Genomic DNA, 16,426 nt, shown 5'->3' on the forward strand with positions numbered 1-16,426 from the left:
TCTGGCAGGCTTTGCTACCTGGCCTTTAAATCCTTTGAACAGTTTTTTATATTTCTTTTCTACCAGATTCCACGGGATGAATTCTGCTTTCTTGATCCAACGGTTGTTCGGATCCATTTGTAATCCCAAGGGTTGATTAAAATCTTCGAATGAAAGTTGTTTAGAAGGAGTTTTATACATTTTACGTCACCTGTGTGCAAGAGTTTTGAGCTGTTTTCCACCATACTCATGCACTTATTATACTACGAAACGCTGATGAATACTGCAGTGATGCATATTATTGGTTTGTGCAGTTTATATTATTTAATAGTCTCATTAAATAATTCTTTAATTTTTTTCATATTTCTAAATCAGAACACTTCACATAACGTTTTTATCAATAATGAATGTATCGTTTTATTACACTAAAATATACTACATATAAAAATACCATACTATATAACATCTTATAAGTTGTACGCTATTCAAACAGCCTTTAAGACATTTTGTTCGCATATAAAATATGATTTGTATATACGTTTATGTTGGCATTATATCATTTACTGTGTAAAATTTCAATATAGTATTGCTTTATTTTATAAATTGAAAGAGGCTTCATGTAAAAATATTTTTAAATAGTATCGAACAACATCGCAACATACTACAAAAAAATATTAACTATAATAAAGTAAAAAAAATTAATCCCGGCCATTTAATTCATGACCGGGATTTTTTACTATGTAACATGATTCTCTGTACCATTTCAACGTTACATATCTCATTCATTTTAATTTATGTAATTTACAGGATTATCACACTCTATCATATTTTTTTTCTGCTCTCCCCCATATTAATATATGCAGTCCTATATTTTTAAATAAGCTGTCCCTATCATTTTACTCGCATTTCGTTGGAAATTAAGCTTGGTCGCATTCATCATCCAACCATTATTATTTATTACTTATATTAATTAGGTTTACAAACAATTACCTAAATTTTTATTTAGTTTTAAACAACAGCGAATTCTCAAACAAATCTTTATCAATATTTAAATCTCTAAAAATACCTTCGAGATTTTCTTTTGAAGTTTTTAATGCATGAATAGCTAGTTCCTTTTTCTCTTTAGTTAATCGAAACGACGGAATACTGATGCTTAATGCTGCAATAATTTTCCCAGCATACATCAATGGAACTGCAAAACAACATATACCAGAAGATACTTCTTCTTTTTCACTGAAATACCCTCTTTTTTTTGCTATCAGGCATTCTTTTATTAATTGGTCAAAATCCGTACACGTATTTTTAGTTACCGGCTGTAATCCATTTTTGTATATTTGATGTAACTCTTCCAATGTAAATTCACTAATCAAAGATTTTCCTAAAGCGGTACTATATGCAGGTAACCGTTTCCCCACAAAAGAAATGAGGCGAATCGGTTCAGAAGAATCTTCTTTTGCCAAATATAAAACATCTCCATCAATTAATATACCTAACTGGCACACTTCCGATGTTGCTTCTACAACCTTTTTCATTTGAGACTTAATTAAAGATAATACATCTATATTGTGCAAACACGATGATCCCACAATAAATGAATTTATTCCAATGATATACTTGCCACCATTTCCACTCAAAGTAATAAATTGCCGATCACAAAGAGTACGAATAATTGGAACAATAGTACTTTTAGGTACTTTAATAGTCGCGGCAATTTCTGTTAAAGAAAAACCATCTTTTGAAGTAGAAAGTAATTGCAAAATATCAAGTACGCGGGCTGTTGGCCTGTGTTCAGAAGTTAACATATACTAGCCTCCTTGTATAATAATTTATAAAATTAGAAATTATTATTGATAAATAATATAATTTTATACTAGTCTTATTTTACGATTATATCATGGATTAAGAATAATATAAAATTATATTTAAGACAAATGACTTTATACCCAATATTAATTTCTATTCTTAAATTATAATAAATATTGAGATATAGTGGACACTTTCTATCCACCATACCTCATTCAAAAAAAAGATATAGTTAAAAAGATATCTCCTAGGCTAAACAATAGATCCTATATGTATTATACCCAAAAATCATTTTATTTAGAAGATATTTTCATATTTTTTTATTTTTATCCGCAAAAAACTTTTATACTATGTGCTAATATATGCCTTCAAGTGTATAAACTGACCATAATTTTATCTACTCTTTCACTAAAAACAAAATATAAAAATCACTTTTCGTATTTCAAAAACCTAAAAAAAATACGGAACATTCAAATGATTTGAATGTTCCGTATAAAATAAGCATCATGGTACGTCAACTCACCATTTGATATGAAAATTATTATTTCAATTCAACAGTAGCGCCGGCTTCTTCCAATTTAGCTTTAAGAGCTTCGGCATCCGCCTTAGCAGCGCCTTCTTTAACAGCAGCAGGAGCACCATCAACAAGAGCTTTAGCATCTTTTAAGCCAAGACCGGTTACTTCACGGACAACTTTAATTACGCCAATTTTCTTTTCGCCGGCATCTTTAAGAATAACATCAAATTCAGTTTTTTCTTCTTCAGCAGCAGCAGCGGCCGGAGCAGCAGCAACGGCAACCGGAGCAGCAGCGGACACACCAAATTTTTCTTCCATAGCTTTTACCAATTCAGAAAGTTCCAAAACGGTCATGTTTTCAATGGCTTGCATGATTTCTTCTTTAGTCATTTTAAAATACCTCCAAGTATCTTTTTTTGAATTAAAAATTAAGCACTAGCTTGTTCTTCTTTTTGTTCTCGTACAGCATTAAGCACATATACCATATTGCGTATATTGCCTTGCAGTACATTGACAAGGCCGGAAATCGGCGCCTGCATACTGCCAACCAATTTTGCAAGAAGTTCTTCGCGGCTTGGCAAATCTGCTAACGCATTTACAGCGACACTGTCAATTACTTGTCCATCAACTAAACCTGCTTTTATTTCTAAAGCTTGCGTCTTTGTTTCTTTGATGAATTCCTTTAAGATTTTCGCTGGAGCAATTGCATCTTCTGTTGAAAATGCCAAGGCTGTCGGGCCCTCTAAGTGTTCCCCCAGCGCTTCCAATCCAGATTCATTGGCAGCAATGCGGGTTAAGGTATTCTTAATAACCTTATATTCCACACCATTCGCTAAGAATTTACGGCGAAGTTTTGTTACCTGTGCTACAGTAAGTCCTGTAAAACCAACTAGGACAGCACCTTTTGATGTTGTCAATTTTTCTTTCATATCAGCAACAACCGCTGCTTTTTCTGCAGAAACAGGTTTCTTTTCATAATTAGACATTATTCGATACACCTCCTTAATTTGGGATTTATATCGTCTTAGCAAACAAAAACGGCCTCATTGGTAATGAGGCCGAACTAGTTTCAATTTATATATCTGCTAGTTACATAGCCTCAGATGGCGGACTTTCGTCCATTATACATACCCTCAGTCTACAGCTAAGAAAGATATTTAATTTTCGTCAGCTTTTACAATCCCTTTAACGCTGAACTGATTAATACGAATGCCAGGTCCCATTGTAGAGCTTACCGTAATAGACTTGATATATTGACCTTTTGCACCTGACGGTTTAACCTTGACGATTGTATCAACAAGAGTAGTCAGATTTTCAATCAACTTGTTCGCATCAAACGATTTTTTGCCGATAGGAGAATTAATAATACCTGCTTTATCAGTACGGTATTCTACTTTACCAGCTTTACTTTCTTCGACAGCTCTTGTTACGTCCATCGTTACCGTACCAATTTTCGGATTAGGCATCAACCCTTTAGGTCCTAAAATCTTACCTAAACGGCCAACTTTGCCCATCATATTCGGTGTCGCTATCGCTACATCAAAATCTGTCCAGCCACCTTTGATTTTTTCAATCAACTCATCTGCACCGACAAAATCAGCACCGGCTTCTTGAGCTTCTTTTTCTTTATCGCCTTCAGCAAATACAAGGACCGTTTTGGATTTACCGATACCATGCGGCAATACAATAGCGCCACGCACCTGCTGATCAGCATATTTCGGATCAACATTCAGATTAACAGACAATTCAACGGTTTCGTCAAATTTGGCCGTATCCATTTTTTTCAAGATATCAATTGCTTCAGCCGGTTCATACAGTTTTGCTTTATCAACCAGTTTTGCAGCTTCAGCATATTTCTTGCCTACTTTTGCCATCTAATTTCCTCCTTATGTGGTAATGACGGGGATATCCCCTTCCACGGGATACGCATCAATCAACGATATCAATGCCCATGCTGCGTGCAGTGCCTTCAATCATCTTCATTGCCTGTTCAACTGTGTTAGCATTTAAGTCAGGCATCTTTGTTTCCGCAATTTCACGGACTTTGTCGCGTCCCAATTTTGCAACTTTTTTCTTATTCGGTTCACCCGAAGCCTTGTCAAGACCTGCTGCTTTCTTTAATAATACAGCTGCAGGCGGCGTCTTCGTAATGAAAGTAAAGGATCTATCATCATAAACAGTAATTTCAACAGGAATAATATAGCCGACCTGTTTTGCAGTCCGTTCATTGAATTCCTTTACAAATGCCATAATGTTGACACCAGCCTGGCCTAATGCCGGACCAATCGGAGGCGCCGGAGTTGCTTTGCCAGCTTCGCATTGAAGTTTTACCATTCTTGCTACTTTTTTTGCCATGGTTGTTACACCTCCTTACAATACAAGATGTGGTTAAACGGATTTTAATATCCTCCCACTCGCGGTAACACGTACCGCATTAGAAGCATTTATTCCAGACTCTTCTCTATTTGAGAATAGTCGACTTCTACCGATGTTTCCCGGCCAAACATATCAATGAGGCCTTTTAAGGTTCCTTTTTCTTCATTAATCTCCGTAATAACGGCAATGAAGTTTTCAAATGGACCTGATGTAATACGAACTTGTTCGCCTACTTCTACTGAAATATGCGGACGTGATTCATTATCCATACCCTGCGATTTAAGAATGCGCTTGACTTCGTCCGGTTCTAACGGAATAGGCTTTGTAGCTGAACCAACGAAGCCGGTAACGCCCGGCGTATTGCGAACGACATACCAAGAACGGTCATTAACTTCCATTTCCACTAAGACGTACCCCGGAAATACTTTACGTTTAACCGTGCGTTTTTGTCCGTCTTTCATATCCACTTCATCTTCCATCGGCACAAGTATACGGCTTACCATATCTTCCATGCCCATAGATTTGACCTTGCGTTCCAAGTTGGCCATTACTTTATTTTCATAACCGGAATACGTATGGATGACATACCATTTTTTGTTTGTTTCCATCTATACTCGGGCCCCCTATCCAACTACTAAGCGGAGCAGTTTAAACAATTGAGAAAAAACACCATCTGACACAGCAATAACAGCCATAACAACAATCATCGTAACAAATACCATTACGGTGTATGTAATCATTTCTTTTTTTGTCGGCCAGATTACCTTTTTCATTTCTACTTTTACTTCACGTAGGAAATTGCCCGATCCCTTTTTTTTCTTTTTTTGCGACGCCGCACTCGGTGTTGCCATATGACCTCTCACATCCTTAAGTTAGACCTTAATAGTCTTACTTAATACACAGAATTATTTCGTTTCTTTATGTAACGTTTCTTTTTTGCAGAACGGGCAATACTTCTTTAATTCCAAACGATCCGGATTATTTTTCTTATTTTTGTTCGTCCGGTAGTTACGCTGTTTGCATTCTGTGCATGCTAATGTAATCGCAGTACGCATCCCTTACACCTCTCTCAGTAATAATCAAATTAGTAATCGCAAGCCTAACTCACGCATGATTGCTATAATACTTTATCACAAACAAGCAATCAAAGTCAAGATTATTTTTCCATAACTAAAAAAGCTAGGTGTCAAGCACCTAACTTTTAAAAGTATATCATATAAGTACTCCGCTTGTCAATCTTTATGCGGTTCAATGTCCGCTCCAAAAATTTCTTTTCCCAAACCTTGAAACCAAAGAACAATAATTTTTTTCAAACTATCTTTATCATTTCCAGAAGCTCCCATGGCAGCAGACAAAAGATGATCTATAACCATCTGTGCCCAATCATAATCATATCGTTGAAAGGCTCCCTTGCCGGAAAGTTCAGGAATCCGCTCCATAAGAGGTTGAAAAATATCGTTACTGATTTCCAACATATTTTTTGAAATAGGATACGAATAGGTTGATTTATCTTCATCATTTTTCATAAAAATCAATGCTAATTCATCATTTTTCTCATTATCTTCCGCATATTCCACATGATATGCAGGAAGATAAAATTGTTTTTTTTCTTCCTCCTTCAAAAGATGGAACGCTCCATATTTTATAAATTCATACAAACGGTCATCATAAGAACTTTCCAATTCAATAATTTTTTCCCGCCATTCCCCCCACGAACGCACCATGCGGCAACAATAATTTTCATAGTCACCTGCTCCGAAAAAATCACGAAGTTCTCCCAGATTCATTTCCATATTCGTATCCGGCACAAGCCAAACCATAAATTCCCTGCCCCGGTCGATATATAAACACGGTGCATCAATGCGAATCCTAGAAAAACACTTAGGGCAAAAGTAGAAAAACAACATTGGATCGTGCAGCAACCTTTCTCTTAATTCGGGATTCTTATCCGTATCAATGCAATCCCAAGTTTTAAAGCTCCCCTCGCCTTGACATTTCGGACATGTAATTGCAATTTCAACAGCATGGGTTCCACCTTTTGCAGTCATTTTTATCCCCCTTTATATTACTATATATAGTATATGGTTCAATAGGCTTCTATAATTTGTGATGCCGCTTTTTCCATATCAATAATACTATTCTTCTTTCGTATATCAAGAAAAGGTCTTAAAAATCCTTTCATTTGCCGTATTCCTTCAGATAAAAGAATCGGATCGGGTTCATTTTCCTTCATATGCAGTAACGTTAAAGCCGCCATTGCTTCGTCAATACACTCCAGTTTTTCATTTTTATCAGCTGTAGCTAAATACTCCAGCCAAAATATAACGGTTGCCTTCGTATAGGCATCTTGTGTCATTTTATCAGGGCATACCATATCAATTCGGTCCAATCCCATACCCTCATTCATGATAACGGGTACAGCATCAGCCGCTGCTTTTGCCAAAGGATACCGTTTATCCGCAGTTGCTATAGATGTAAAGGCAATATGATGCAATTCTCGTTCCTTAGCCAGCGCTAAGCTCTGCTGATAACAGGAAATAAGAATTTTATCTTCATTTTTTTTCCCACCGGTCCACAAGGGACCCACGGTATGTATCACAAACCGTGACGGCAAATGATAGCCATACGTAATTTTGGCCTTTCCTTCAGGACAGCCGCGAAGGTTTCGGCAAGCTGCCGTTAAAGATACACCCCCAGCTCGATGAATCGCACTGTCCGTTCCACTGACACCTAATAACGTCGAATTTGCCGAATTGACAATCGCATCGGCTTTCCATTTTGTTATATCTCCTATCAAGATTCGGAATTGCATAAAATCACGTCCTTTATATGAAGAAAATAATACAACACATTGCACTATAATAATTATACTTTATACTGGCGAAAATAGAAAGCAATGATAATCCGGTACCAACACAAAACATTTATAATATTTCTATCTGTATTAATAATGAAATGATAATTTATTTTCTCCTTGCTTTCTTCTTAAAAAAAGTGTATATTATTGTCTTGTAATTTGGTTAACTTAATTAACCATTAATTTATTATTTTAAAACTAAGGAGTATCTAATGAATCCTTTATTTCAAGAATTATCATATGCCGCACGACGAATGATCAAAGCGGAAAATGAACTATTAAAAAAATTCGGTATTACCTATTCTCAATGGGCTTTTATCGTATATTTACATCATCATCCTGCCACTCCATTAGTCGCGGCTGCCCGCTACTACATGATAAAAAAACCGGCAATTACCGCCATGAAAAATAAATTTCTAGAGAAGGGTTGGATATGTGAGGAAACGGGCCGCGATCAAAGAGAAAAACGTATTTCTCTTACCGTAAAAGGCCAACAACATTTTACGATAATCAATTTGCATATCCGAAAACTCGAAATTGATTTTTTTCAGATACTGGATGCAGAGGAACAGCATCAATTACAAAAAATGCTGTCGCATATTAATCAAGGAGAACCTAGTTTATGAAAAGTAAATTATGGACACGAAATTTTATTCTTGACACTAGCATCAATTTTCTTTTATATGTTATTTTTTATCAGCTTATGCTATGGTCTACAAATTATTCTATCGTTACTTGGCATTCTTCTATCAGTGAAGCGGGACTTGCTTCAGGCATTTTTATTATTGGAGCACTTCTTTCAAGAATTATTACGGGACATATTATTGACATATTGGGGCGTAAAAAGTTGTTAATTATAGGGACTGTCTTATATTTAACAGCCATTCCCTTGTACTTTTCTGCCAGTACTATTATTTTATTTTTTACTGTACGATGCTTTCACGGCATAGCCTACGGCATATCTGCTACCGCAGCCAGCACGATAATTGGTGCTATTGTCCCGGCTGACCGAAGAGGTGAGGGAATTGGTTATTATGCACTCGGAAATACATTGGCCTCCGCCGCCGGCCCATTTCTGGGTATTACCCTCTGCAGCGGCGGAAACTTTTCACTCAATCTCTACGTCTGCATGATATTAGCAATAGTCACTTTAATCCTATCATTTTTACTGCATTCTCCAGAACATACTTGCTCTGCAGAAGAGAAAAAGACACTGCGTAAAGTTTCTTTCAACAATTTTTTCGCAGTTCGTGCGTTACCGATTTCGTGCATATCTTTCCTTTGCGGTATAGCATATTCTGCCGTACTTAGTTTTATGGGGGCTTATGCGGATGCGCAGGAACTTGCTGCCGGCGGCAGTCTTTTCTTTTTTGCCTATGCATTAACGTCTCTATTCAGCCGTCCTATTACAGGTCATTTACTCGACCGTTTTGGCGGCAATATCGTCATGTATCCTACATTGATTATTCTGGCTCTGTGCATGGCTACACTCGGTCTTGCTTCGTCAACTACTTATTTTATTTTAGGTGGTATTTTTCTCGGGCTCAGTTACAGCACGGTTACTTCCGCAGGGCAAGCGCTGGCGATTTACGGTATTCCCAGCAATCAAATAGGTCTTGCAACATCAACTTTTTTTGTTTTAATTGATTTAGGCGTTGGTATTGGCCCTTATATGCTCGGTGAACTGGTACCTGCGTATGGTTTTTCCAGTGTCTATTACCTTGCTTGTTTTATCGCCATCGCAGCTATTCCATTATATTATATCACGATTGGCCGTCGCGGTATGTTCACACTACGTTGGATGCATGTTGTACAGCGCCGTGTTGAATTACATGAAAAACATGCTAAAGCAGCTGCCTCCCGCCATCATATTATTCCCCCATCAGTATCTGACTCTTTCTAATTCAGAATATGCAAAATAATCAATAATAAAAAAACTGCAGTATAAAAATTCTGATAGAAACATTGTTGTTTCTATCAGAATTTTTATACTGCAGCACGAAACATCAACTCAAAAAGAAAAAATGCTGCGATTTTTCTTTTATCCAGTAAATCTTACCCTTCCACAAATTGCAATGCCTTCATCGTTTTATCTGCCAGTCCTGCCATTTTTTTTGTTGTAACAGCACATACAGCAATACGAACTCCCAGTTTCAGCGGCACAGCAAATATTAAATCATCATGCAGTTTATGACAAACAGCATCCGGATCTTCCGACGGAATAGACAAAAAGAATCCCGCTTTATAAGGAAGCGCCGGCAATCCACACTTCTTTGCTTCTTTCATAAAAACGGCTGCCCGCTGGCGGATAATTTGATAGAAACTTTCCCGTTCTGTCTCAAATTGTTTTAACAATATCGAATCTGATTGGATCTGTATCAATGTTGTCATTGCCGCTCGATTAGTATTAGACCACGTAGCCCGGCTTGTGTATTCGCTCACAGCTCTGAATTCATTGATGATATCCTTATTAGAAGACAAGCCAATAAGCGCCCCCATACGTTGCCCATATAACGTATATCCCTTGGACATACTAAAGGCAAACATAACAAAAAGTTCGTCAGGAAGATTGCTGAACAGCTTCATAAAACGCCGCGTTTCATTTTTTTCTCCGGCATACGCAATATATGCAATATCAACAAGAATAGAAATACGTTTTCCATTTTCCACACATTTGCGGCATATATCGAGAACTTGCGACCAATCTTCTTCAGATAAAGTATATCCCGTTGGATTGTGTGCCGGTGTATTAATAATAATAAGCAGTGAATTTTGACTTTTTAATATTTCCGTAACTTTATTAAAAAAAGAACGGGTATTAAAATTCCGGTCTTTATCAAATAAAGAATATGTCGTCAAATTACACCCCATTTCCCGGCATAATACACTATACGGTCCCCAATACCAATCAGAAGTTAATACTTGATCACCCGTTTCTGCATAATTAGCAATAGCATGATGAACTGCGCCAGCACCTCCGGCAGTAGCAACTGCTTCCATATAGCCGTCCGGCCGCTGTTCTGCAAAGGTTAAATTAATAACAGACTCCAAATATTCCGGAAGTCCTGCAATAGGCGCATATTGGATAATATCCTGTATCGGCAGTTTGCGAAATACTTTTTCCACGGTTGGAATGCATGCCAATGTTTCTTCTTCATCCATATATGCTCCAATAGTAGCATTTACCACATGATCTGCTCCATGCACTCTAGCTGCTGCTACTGCAGCTCCACTGGCACCAAAAATAGCATCACTTAATTTTTTCCCCATTGCGTGGGATGCCGCCATGCTCTTACTCATGTAAAATTCCTCCTTATTCTCTGTCCCTTCAAGTTGTACTGTATAAAGCAAGAACCCGGCTAACCAAGCCGGGTTCTTGCTTTATACAGTACGTCTTAATGTATACTATATACCCCCTGCAGCAGGGTGCTATCTCTTTATTGCATATTTATTATACTCTATTACTATACAAAAGAAAATATAGTTTTACATGTATACAATATACCGATTATCGTTTAAAAAGCATCCCATTCAGCAAAACGTTCATTCATGCGATTTTTTTTTATCTTATCTTGTTGCCTTGATTCTATCCGTCCAAACGGCATCCTTCCACAGGCTATCACTCGTTTATAAAACAGTACTACCGCTTCTTCTTCTGTAATTCCCATTTTTTTAAATATTTCACATGCCTGCATTCTTGTTTTCTCTTCTATGCTGATTTCCATCTTTATTTCTCCTTATTTATTATGGAACGGCTTTTTTCCTGCGCTACTGCTTCTGCCTCACGATTAATACTTGACAACGTGGCCATATTCGTAACTGCATACAGTACAGACCTCAAAATAACAGACGCTAAAACAGCCCCTGTTCCTTCTCCCAAAGCCATCTCCGCATGAATAGGCACCTCATATTCATCAATGCCGGCCATACGCAAAGCCATGCCCATGCCCGATTCTCTCGACATATGAGACGGCAAGGAATAGTTTCTGACCTCAGGATTTAGCTGCACGGCACATGCTAATGCTACAGCAGTAATAAAGCCATCAATGTAAAACGGCAGCTGGTGTTCCCTACAGGCCAGCATAGCACCACACAGGGCCGCCAAATCAAAACCACCAACATATCTGATCGCATCCGCCGCCGTATGAATCTGCGGTGCATATCGTTTTATCCCCTTGCTAACTATTTCACGTTTTTGCAGAACCTGGCTATAGTTCCCCTGTGCGGAACCATAGCCTACAAGAAATGCTGCATTAGGCGGTGCAATTGCCGTTAAAACTGCTGCAGAAGTAGTTGTATTGCCAATTCCCATTTCACCAAAGGAAAGAAAATTATATCCTTTTTTTTTAGCCCAATATACCATATTTTGGCCGGCTCTCAACGCTTTATTCAATTCCTCCTTTGTCATCGCCGGCTCTACAGAAAAATCTTTCGTACCACGGGCCACTTTATAATTTATCCCTACCGCCTCTTCGTGGTCGATACCAACATCAACAACCTGCCATGGAATGTCATTGCAGCGGCAAAAGCAACTTACCGCTGCCGATCCTTCTACCATATGTTTTGACTGCATATATGTAATCTCAGGAAGCTGTTGAACAATTCCCGATCGAACAACACCATTATCAGCGGCAAAAATAAGGTGTACCGGATTAAGCTTCTTTTCAAAATGTCCCCACGCCAAAAACACTTTACGGATCTGCTTTTCCCATATACCTAAACTACCGGGAGGTTTTGCCATATTATTAATGCGTTCTTCCACTTCTTCTGCAAAATTCATCTAACAGCACTCCTTCAATCGGCAATATAATTGCTGCCGCTTCAACGCAGACATTTCCAGCGGAGCCAGCTTTACATAATGCGGCAACGGTGTCCCGGACGCTTCATCAATATGTGCAAATGTTACAAAACATTCAGCTGCTTTTTCTTTTACAGGAAGAATCGTCATGCAAATATAAACTCCTACGCTGGCGGTTCCTGCATAAATAATCGTACTTGTAATACGAATAGAATCATTTTTATGTACAGGCTGCAGAAAAGATAGTCGTTCCAATCCAGCACACACAATATGAGGCGTCTGTAAAAAATTTTGTACTGCTAAAAAGCCGCATTCTATCATATAAGAGGCTGCCTGTCCGGCAAATAGCGTATCATGTGGATTCAAATCTTTTCCCAATACCATGTGCACCGCTGAAATATGTGCATCACAACCCAATCGAAACTCTGCCATATATATTCATCCTTTCACTCAATCAAATACATCTTCTTATTATTGTAACTCATACAAGCAAGAACTTCTACCCTGCCGCATATCCCCTTTATAGTACATATTTTTAATATTTCTCTATTCTTATCTATTCATTCTTTTTATACATACATTCATTTTAGTAAAATCATAATTGACTTTACTAAAATGAATTGAAAAATACCAGCATTTGTGTCACAATACATAATAGAAATTGAGGTGCATACTATGTCCACAATAAAAGATATTGCCAAAGATGCCGGTGTATCCATTGCCACTGTATCTATTGTATTAAATGGCAAGGGAAAGGAACGCAAAATTTCTCAGGATACGCAGACCCGGATTTATCAAATAGCGAAAAATTTAAATTACGTGCCAAATCAATCTGCAAAAAAACTGCGATCTATGCAAGAAGATAGCTATGCTGTAGCATTCTATTGGGCTACAGATTTTCGTATTAACTATTTAGCCCGAATTACATTAGGCCTCCAGGAGGAAATGCTGCGCCAGAAAAAACATATTCATTTAACCGTTGTTCCATATAAAGTAGATCAGCTAAAGGAACAAATGGCACTTACACAGAATACTTTTTTCAACGGTATAATCATCGCCAATATGTCTGATAAAGATTTAGAATTTTTAGATACATTAACACCTTCTTTTCCGATTGTACTTTTTAATCGTGAGATGGATACGTTCAGCAGTGTTACTATGGATAACTATGAAGTAGGTAAACAAGTCGCTCATCATTTTCTCAGCAAAAACCTTTTTGATGCTGCCGTGCTCACACATGACACAACATTTCCCATTATGCGTAAATGGATGAAAGGGTTTCTTGATACATATGCAGAAGCAGGCCATCCGCTGCAAGAGGATAAAATCATACTTTGCAATACCTCTTCCGCCAGTGCCATCGATGTTTGCAAAAAATTATATGCTGAAAAGCGTCTCCCTAAAGCAATGTTTTGTGAATCGGATGTATTAGCTCACGGAATGCTTTTTGCTTGTCATGAATTAGGGGTGTCTATCCCTCGTGACCTTGAAGTCTTTACGGTCGGCATCAACATGCCGGAATTGAATGATTATGCAGTTCCATCCTTATCGCGTATTGATATCCCCATGGGTGCGATCGGCGCCCAATGTATGCGTCTACTGATTGATCTTATTGAAAAGAAAATTACTCACCCTACAACAATTTATTTAGAAGGAAAGAAAATCATTGCCCAGTCGTCACCGGAGAAATAATTTATATTTTATTGTTGCATATATGATTATCTATTTATTTTTATCGTTTAAAACAACCATTTATAGTAATAATGGTTGTTTTTTTGTACAAAAAAAGCAGATACATTATTTTTATTACTGTATCTGCTTCAGACATATTTTTATAAGATAACGTTTTTTTGATTTCCCACAAGATATGTATCAATATTATCAAAAACAATAACAGCGCGTTTTTGCATGGACTCTTGTGTAGCAAAAGCAACATGAGGAGTAACGATAGTATTTTTAGCATGAAGAAGCGGATGGTTCATATCAAGAGGCGGTTCTTTTTCAAAAACATCAATACCCGCACCCGCAATTTTTCCATTATTAAGGGCATCCGCAAGAGCTTGTGAATCGACAACAGGTCCCCGAGCTTCATTAACAAGAATCGCCGTCGGTTTCATATAAGAAAGAGTTTCTGCATTAATAAGTCCTTTCGATTTATCTGTTACAGGACAGTGAAGCGATACAATATCTGCCTGCTCCATCATTTCTTTCATCGGAAGATAGGTTATCATATCCGTATTTGATTTATGTGAGAACCCATTATATGCAATAATTTTTGCTCCAAAGGCATGTACAAGCTGAGCCACCCGGTTACCAATAGCTCCAGTACCAATCAGTGCGACTGTTTTTCCTTCTAGCTCTGTACCAATAAAACCAGCTTTTGTACCTCCGGCACGGCATGTCCTATCCACCTGCGGGACATAACGCAAGAGTGACAAAATCATTGCCAGTGTCAATTCTGCCACTGCCACCGTGGAATACCCAGAAGCATTACTAACGGCAATCCCTTTCGCTTTTGCCGCAGCAAGGTCAACATGATCCACTCCCGTAAAAGCAACGTTAATATATTTAAGCTTTGGGCACGCGTTAATGACGGCTGCCTTCAATGGCATATTTGCAATAATAAGAATATCTGCCTCTTTTGCCTCTTCAATTTGAACAGCCGTGTCATCATTACGTTCATAAGCTGCAAATTCATATCCCTTTTCCTTTAACGGTTTAACATAAGATTCAAGAAGTTCTTTACTAATTCCTAAAGATTCAAGCAATACAATTTTCATAATGTAAACTCCTTTCAACACTAGAAATAATACATAACCATATCAGCCGTTACTGGTACTACCAATTTATGATGTTATAATACCACACTCATTCTAAAAAGTCTATGAAAATACCTTATCCGGTTTTGGAACAATTGCTCCCATTTTATTAAAAATTATGCATGTATCGTCAATGACATATGATCTATTATATCATAATGCTGATCAATTGCTTGAATACCTTCTTCCGGGTTCCCCCGCATAAGACTTTTATAAATTGTAATATGAGCATTATGCAATTGCTTCATAATGTCTGGTGATGCATGGCGCAATACAGTGCCAACCCACTGCCTATACACGGCAGAAATAGAATCCATCATGGCAATCAACAACGTATTTCTTGTCGCACGCACTAATAAATAATGAATTTCTTCATCAATCTTAATTTGTCTTTCTAAATCGGCTGTGGGAAAGAGCTCCAATAATTTCGCCATTTTAAAAAGATACTTATTTTCCTCTCGTTTTTTATATGCCAAATCATAAACAGTTTTTTCAATACATCGTCTAAATTGACAGATATCCGCTGCGTCCGTTTGATGCAAGATAAGCATCATTTCAATAGCATTAGAGAAACTTTGTGTAATATTGCCACTTAGATAATTTCCACGTCCCTGCTGGCTATCAATAAGTCCCATATTTTCTAATCGCTTCAAGGCTTCCCGTGTAGAGTTACGACTAATAGACAATGTCTCAGCAATTTTTCGTTCCGAAGGAATCCGGCTGCCAATTGTTATTTTTCTTTTTATAATTAATGAACGAATATATGCTATGGCTTTTTCGTACTCTTTCTTGTTCTCTTCCATCATATTCTCCTTCATAATAAGTACAACAATGAGTCTGCCATTTGCATTTTATCATGTTATTAGATAAAGCTCAACAAAAAAAGACCTCGAAAAATGTATTCTGTAGTGACCCCATAAAGTTAGACCTAACCGTAGTAGCATTTATTGCTGCTACGGTTTTTATTATGCTGCGACATGACGCAACCGATAGTTTACCGGACTTAGCCAGCCAAGCTTTGCCTTGATTCTACGGTTGTTATAATAGATAATGTATGTCTGAATTGCTTTTTGTAACTCTTCGAAGCTGTGATATGTACGGCCATAATATAGTTCCTGCTTTAATAGTCCAAAGAAATTTTCCATCACGCTATTGTCAAGGCAGGTTCCCTTTCGGGACATGCTCTGATAAATCCGTTCTTCTTTTAAGCGGCTAACATATTCTCCCATTTGATAGGCCCAACCCTGGTCGGAGTGAAAGGTCCGTCGATAAGGACA

Annotated in this window: 20 protein-coding genes and 1 pseudogene; 3 read left to right on the top strand and 18 right to left on the bottom strand. The window is 37.6% G+C overall.

The features are described 5' to 3' along the window. From BLR11_RS14420 to BLR11_RS12965, 11 genes and pseudogenes are all read right to left on the bottom strand, one after another. Nucleotides 1-180, bottom strand: a pseudogene (locus BLR11_RS14420) (IS5/IS1182 family transposase); the annotation flags it as partial. Nucleotides 181-977: 797 nt separating this feature from the next. Then, a complete protein-coding gene (locus tag BLR11_RS12920) occupies nucleotides 978-1,781 on the bottom strand; it encodes an IclR family transcriptional regulator (RefSeq protein ID WP_091652875.1) in 804 nt (267 codons plus the stop codon). 542 nt (nucleotides 1,782-2,323) lie between these two features. Further along, nucleotides 2,324-2,689 carry a 50S ribosomal protein L7/L12 gene (gene rplL, locus BLR11_RS12925; protein WP_091652877.1) on the bottom strand — a complete coding sequence of 122 codons (366 nt, stop codon included), beginning with the start codon at nucleotides 2,687-2,689 and terminating at the stop codon, nucleotides 2,324-2,326. Between the two features lie 38 nt (nucleotides 2,690-2,727). Further along, on the bottom strand, nucleotides 2,728-3,285 hold the full coding sequence (gene rplJ, locus BLR11_RS12930; RefSeq protein ID WP_091652880.1) for a 50S ribosomal protein L10: 558 nt from the start codon (nucleotides 3,283-3,285) through the stop codon (nucleotides 2,728-2,730). Nucleotides 3,286-3,456: 171 nt separating this feature from the next. Continuing rightward, nucleotides 3,457-4,173, bottom strand: a complete 717-nt coding sequence (gene rplA, locus BLR11_RS12935; protein ID WP_091652883.1) for a 50S ribosomal protein L1 — start codon at nucleotides 4,171-4,173, stop codon at nucleotides 3,457-3,459. 55 nt (nucleotides 4,174-4,228) lie between these two features. Further along, nucleotides 4,229-4,654 (bottom strand): 50S ribosomal protein L11, encoded by a 426-nt coding sequence (gene rplK, locus BLR11_RS12940; RefSeq protein ID WP_091652886.1) that lies wholly within the window; start codon nucleotides 4,652-4,654, stop codon nucleotides 4,229-4,231. Between the two features lie 89 nt (nucleotides 4,655-4,743). Then, entirely contained in the window at nucleotides 4,744-5,283 is a 540-nt protein-coding gene (gene nusG, locus BLR11_RS12945; RefSeq protein ID WP_091652888.1) for a transcription termination/antitermination protein NusG, read from the bottom strand. A gap of 15 nt (nucleotides 5,284-5,298) precedes the next feature. Then, nucleotides 5,299-5,526, bottom strand: coding sequence for a preprotein translocase subunit SecE (gene secE, locus BLR11_RS12950; RefSeq protein WP_091652891.1), 228 nt, complete (start codon nucleotides 5,524-5,526; stop codon nucleotides 5,299-5,301). A 54-nt stretch (nucleotides 5,527-5,580) separates the two neighbouring features. Then, entirely contained in the window at nucleotides 5,581-5,730 is a 150-nt protein-coding gene (rpmG, locus tag BLR11_RS12955; RefSeq protein WP_014015374.1) for a 50S ribosomal protein L33, read from the bottom strand. Nucleotides 5,731-5,907: 177 nt separating this feature from the next. Continuing rightward, nucleotides 5,908-6,723, bottom strand: coding sequence for a CpXC domain-containing protein (locus BLR11_RS12960; protein ID WP_091652893.1), 816 nt, complete (start codon nucleotides 6,721-6,723; stop codon nucleotides 5,908-5,910). A 38-nt stretch (nucleotides 6,724-6,761) separates the two neighbouring features. After that, complete coding sequence (locus BLR11_RS12965) at nucleotides 6,762-7,487, bottom strand: macro domain-containing protein (protein WP_091652895.1); 726 nt, start codon at nucleotides 7,485-7,487, stop codon at nucleotides 6,762-6,764. 257 nt (nucleotides 7,488-7,744) lie between these two features. Here BLR11_RS12965 and BLR11_RS12970 point away from each other — a divergent pair, with 257 nt between their 5' ends. Both BLR11_RS12970 and BLR11_RS12975 read left to right on the top strand, forming a co-directional pair. After that, complete coding sequence (locus tag BLR11_RS12970) at nucleotides 7,745-8,158, top strand: MarR family winged helix-turn-helix transcriptional regulator (RefSeq protein ID WP_091652898.1); 414 nt, start codon at nucleotides 7,745-7,747, stop codon at nucleotides 8,156-8,158. Next, a complete protein-coding gene (locus tag BLR11_RS12975; protein ID WP_091652901.1) occupies nucleotides 8,155-9,435 on the top strand; it encodes an MFS transporter in 1,281 nt (426 codons plus the stop codon). The genes BLR11_RS12970 and BLR11_RS12975 overlap by 4 nt, the downstream gene beginning before the upstream one ends. 152 nt (nucleotides 9,436-9,587) lie before the next feature. Here the strand turns inward: BLR11_RS12975 and BLR11_RS12980 are convergent, their stop codons facing one another. The 4 genes from BLR11_RS12980 to BLR11_RS12995 all read right to left on the bottom strand — a co-directional run bounded on the left by BLR11_RS12980 (nucleotide 9,588) and on the right by BLR11_RS12995 (nucleotide 12,762). Next, on the bottom strand, nucleotides 9,588-10,832 hold the full coding sequence (locus BLR11_RS12980) for an aminotransferase class I/II-fold pyridoxal phosphate-dependent enzyme (RefSeq protein WP_091652904.1): 1,245 nt from the start codon (nucleotides 10,830-10,832) through the stop codon (nucleotides 9,588-9,590). Nucleotides 10,833-11,047: 215 nt separating this feature from the next. After that, entirely contained in the window at nucleotides 11,048-11,257 is a 210-nt protein-coding gene (locus tag BLR11_RS12985) for a type II toxin-antitoxin system RelB/DinJ family antitoxin (RefSeq protein WP_245675174.1), read from the bottom strand. Nucleotides 11,258-11,259: 2 nt separating this feature from the next. After that, the gene (locus BLR11_RS12990; RefSeq protein WP_091652907.1) at nucleotides 11,260-12,312 is read right to left on the bottom strand and encodes a nicotinate-nucleotide--dimethylbenzimidazole phosphoribosyltransferase; all 1,053 of its coding nucleotides are present in this window, start codon (nucleotides 12,310-12,312) and stop codon (nucleotides 11,260-11,262) included. Then, nucleotides 12,313-12,762: an acyl-CoA thioesterase gene (locus tag BLR11_RS12995; protein ID WP_091652909.1), complete on the bottom strand. Its 450-nt coding sequence runs from the start codon at nucleotides 12,760-12,762 to the stop codon at nucleotides 12,313-12,315. It lies immediately after the preceding gene. Between the two features lie 243 nt (nucleotides 12,763-13,005). On the opposite strand from BLR11_RS12995, the gene BLR11_RS13000 reads away from it, so the two are divergent. Further along, a complete protein-coding gene (locus BLR11_RS13000) occupies nucleotides 13,006-14,022 on the top strand; it encodes a LacI family DNA-binding transcriptional regulator (protein WP_091652912.1) in 1,017 nt (338 codons plus the stop codon). 140 nt (nucleotides 14,023-14,162) lie between these two features. On the opposite strand, the gene BLR11_RS13005 is transcribed toward BLR11_RS13000, so the two are convergent. The 3 genes from BLR11_RS13005 to BLR11_RS13015 form a co-directional block, all read right to left on the bottom strand. Then, nucleotides 14,163-15,110, bottom strand: coding sequence for a 2-hydroxyacid dehydrogenase (locus BLR11_RS13005; RefSeq protein WP_091652914.1), 948 nt, complete (start codon nucleotides 15,108-15,110; stop codon nucleotides 14,163-14,165). Between the two features lie 155 nt (nucleotides 15,111-15,265). Continuing rightward, nucleotides 15,266-15,955: a FadR/GntR family transcriptional regulator gene (locus BLR11_RS13010; protein WP_176762999.1), complete on the bottom strand. Its 690-nt coding sequence runs from the start codon at nucleotides 15,953-15,955 to the stop codon at nucleotides 15,266-15,268. A 159-nt stretch (nucleotides 15,956-16,114) separates the two neighbouring features. Beyond that, nucleotides 16,115-16,426, bottom strand: a 312-nt coding sequence (locus BLR11_RS13015; protein ID WP_143006384.1) for an IS3 family transposase, incomplete at its 5' end; no start/stop codon positions are given.

Origin of the sequence: Megasphaera paucivorans, assembly GCF_900103535.1 — a bacterium.
GTDB classification, from domain to species: domain Bacteria; phylum Bacillota; class Negativicutes; order Veillonellales; family Megasphaeraceae; genus Megasphaera_A; species Megasphaera_A paucivorans.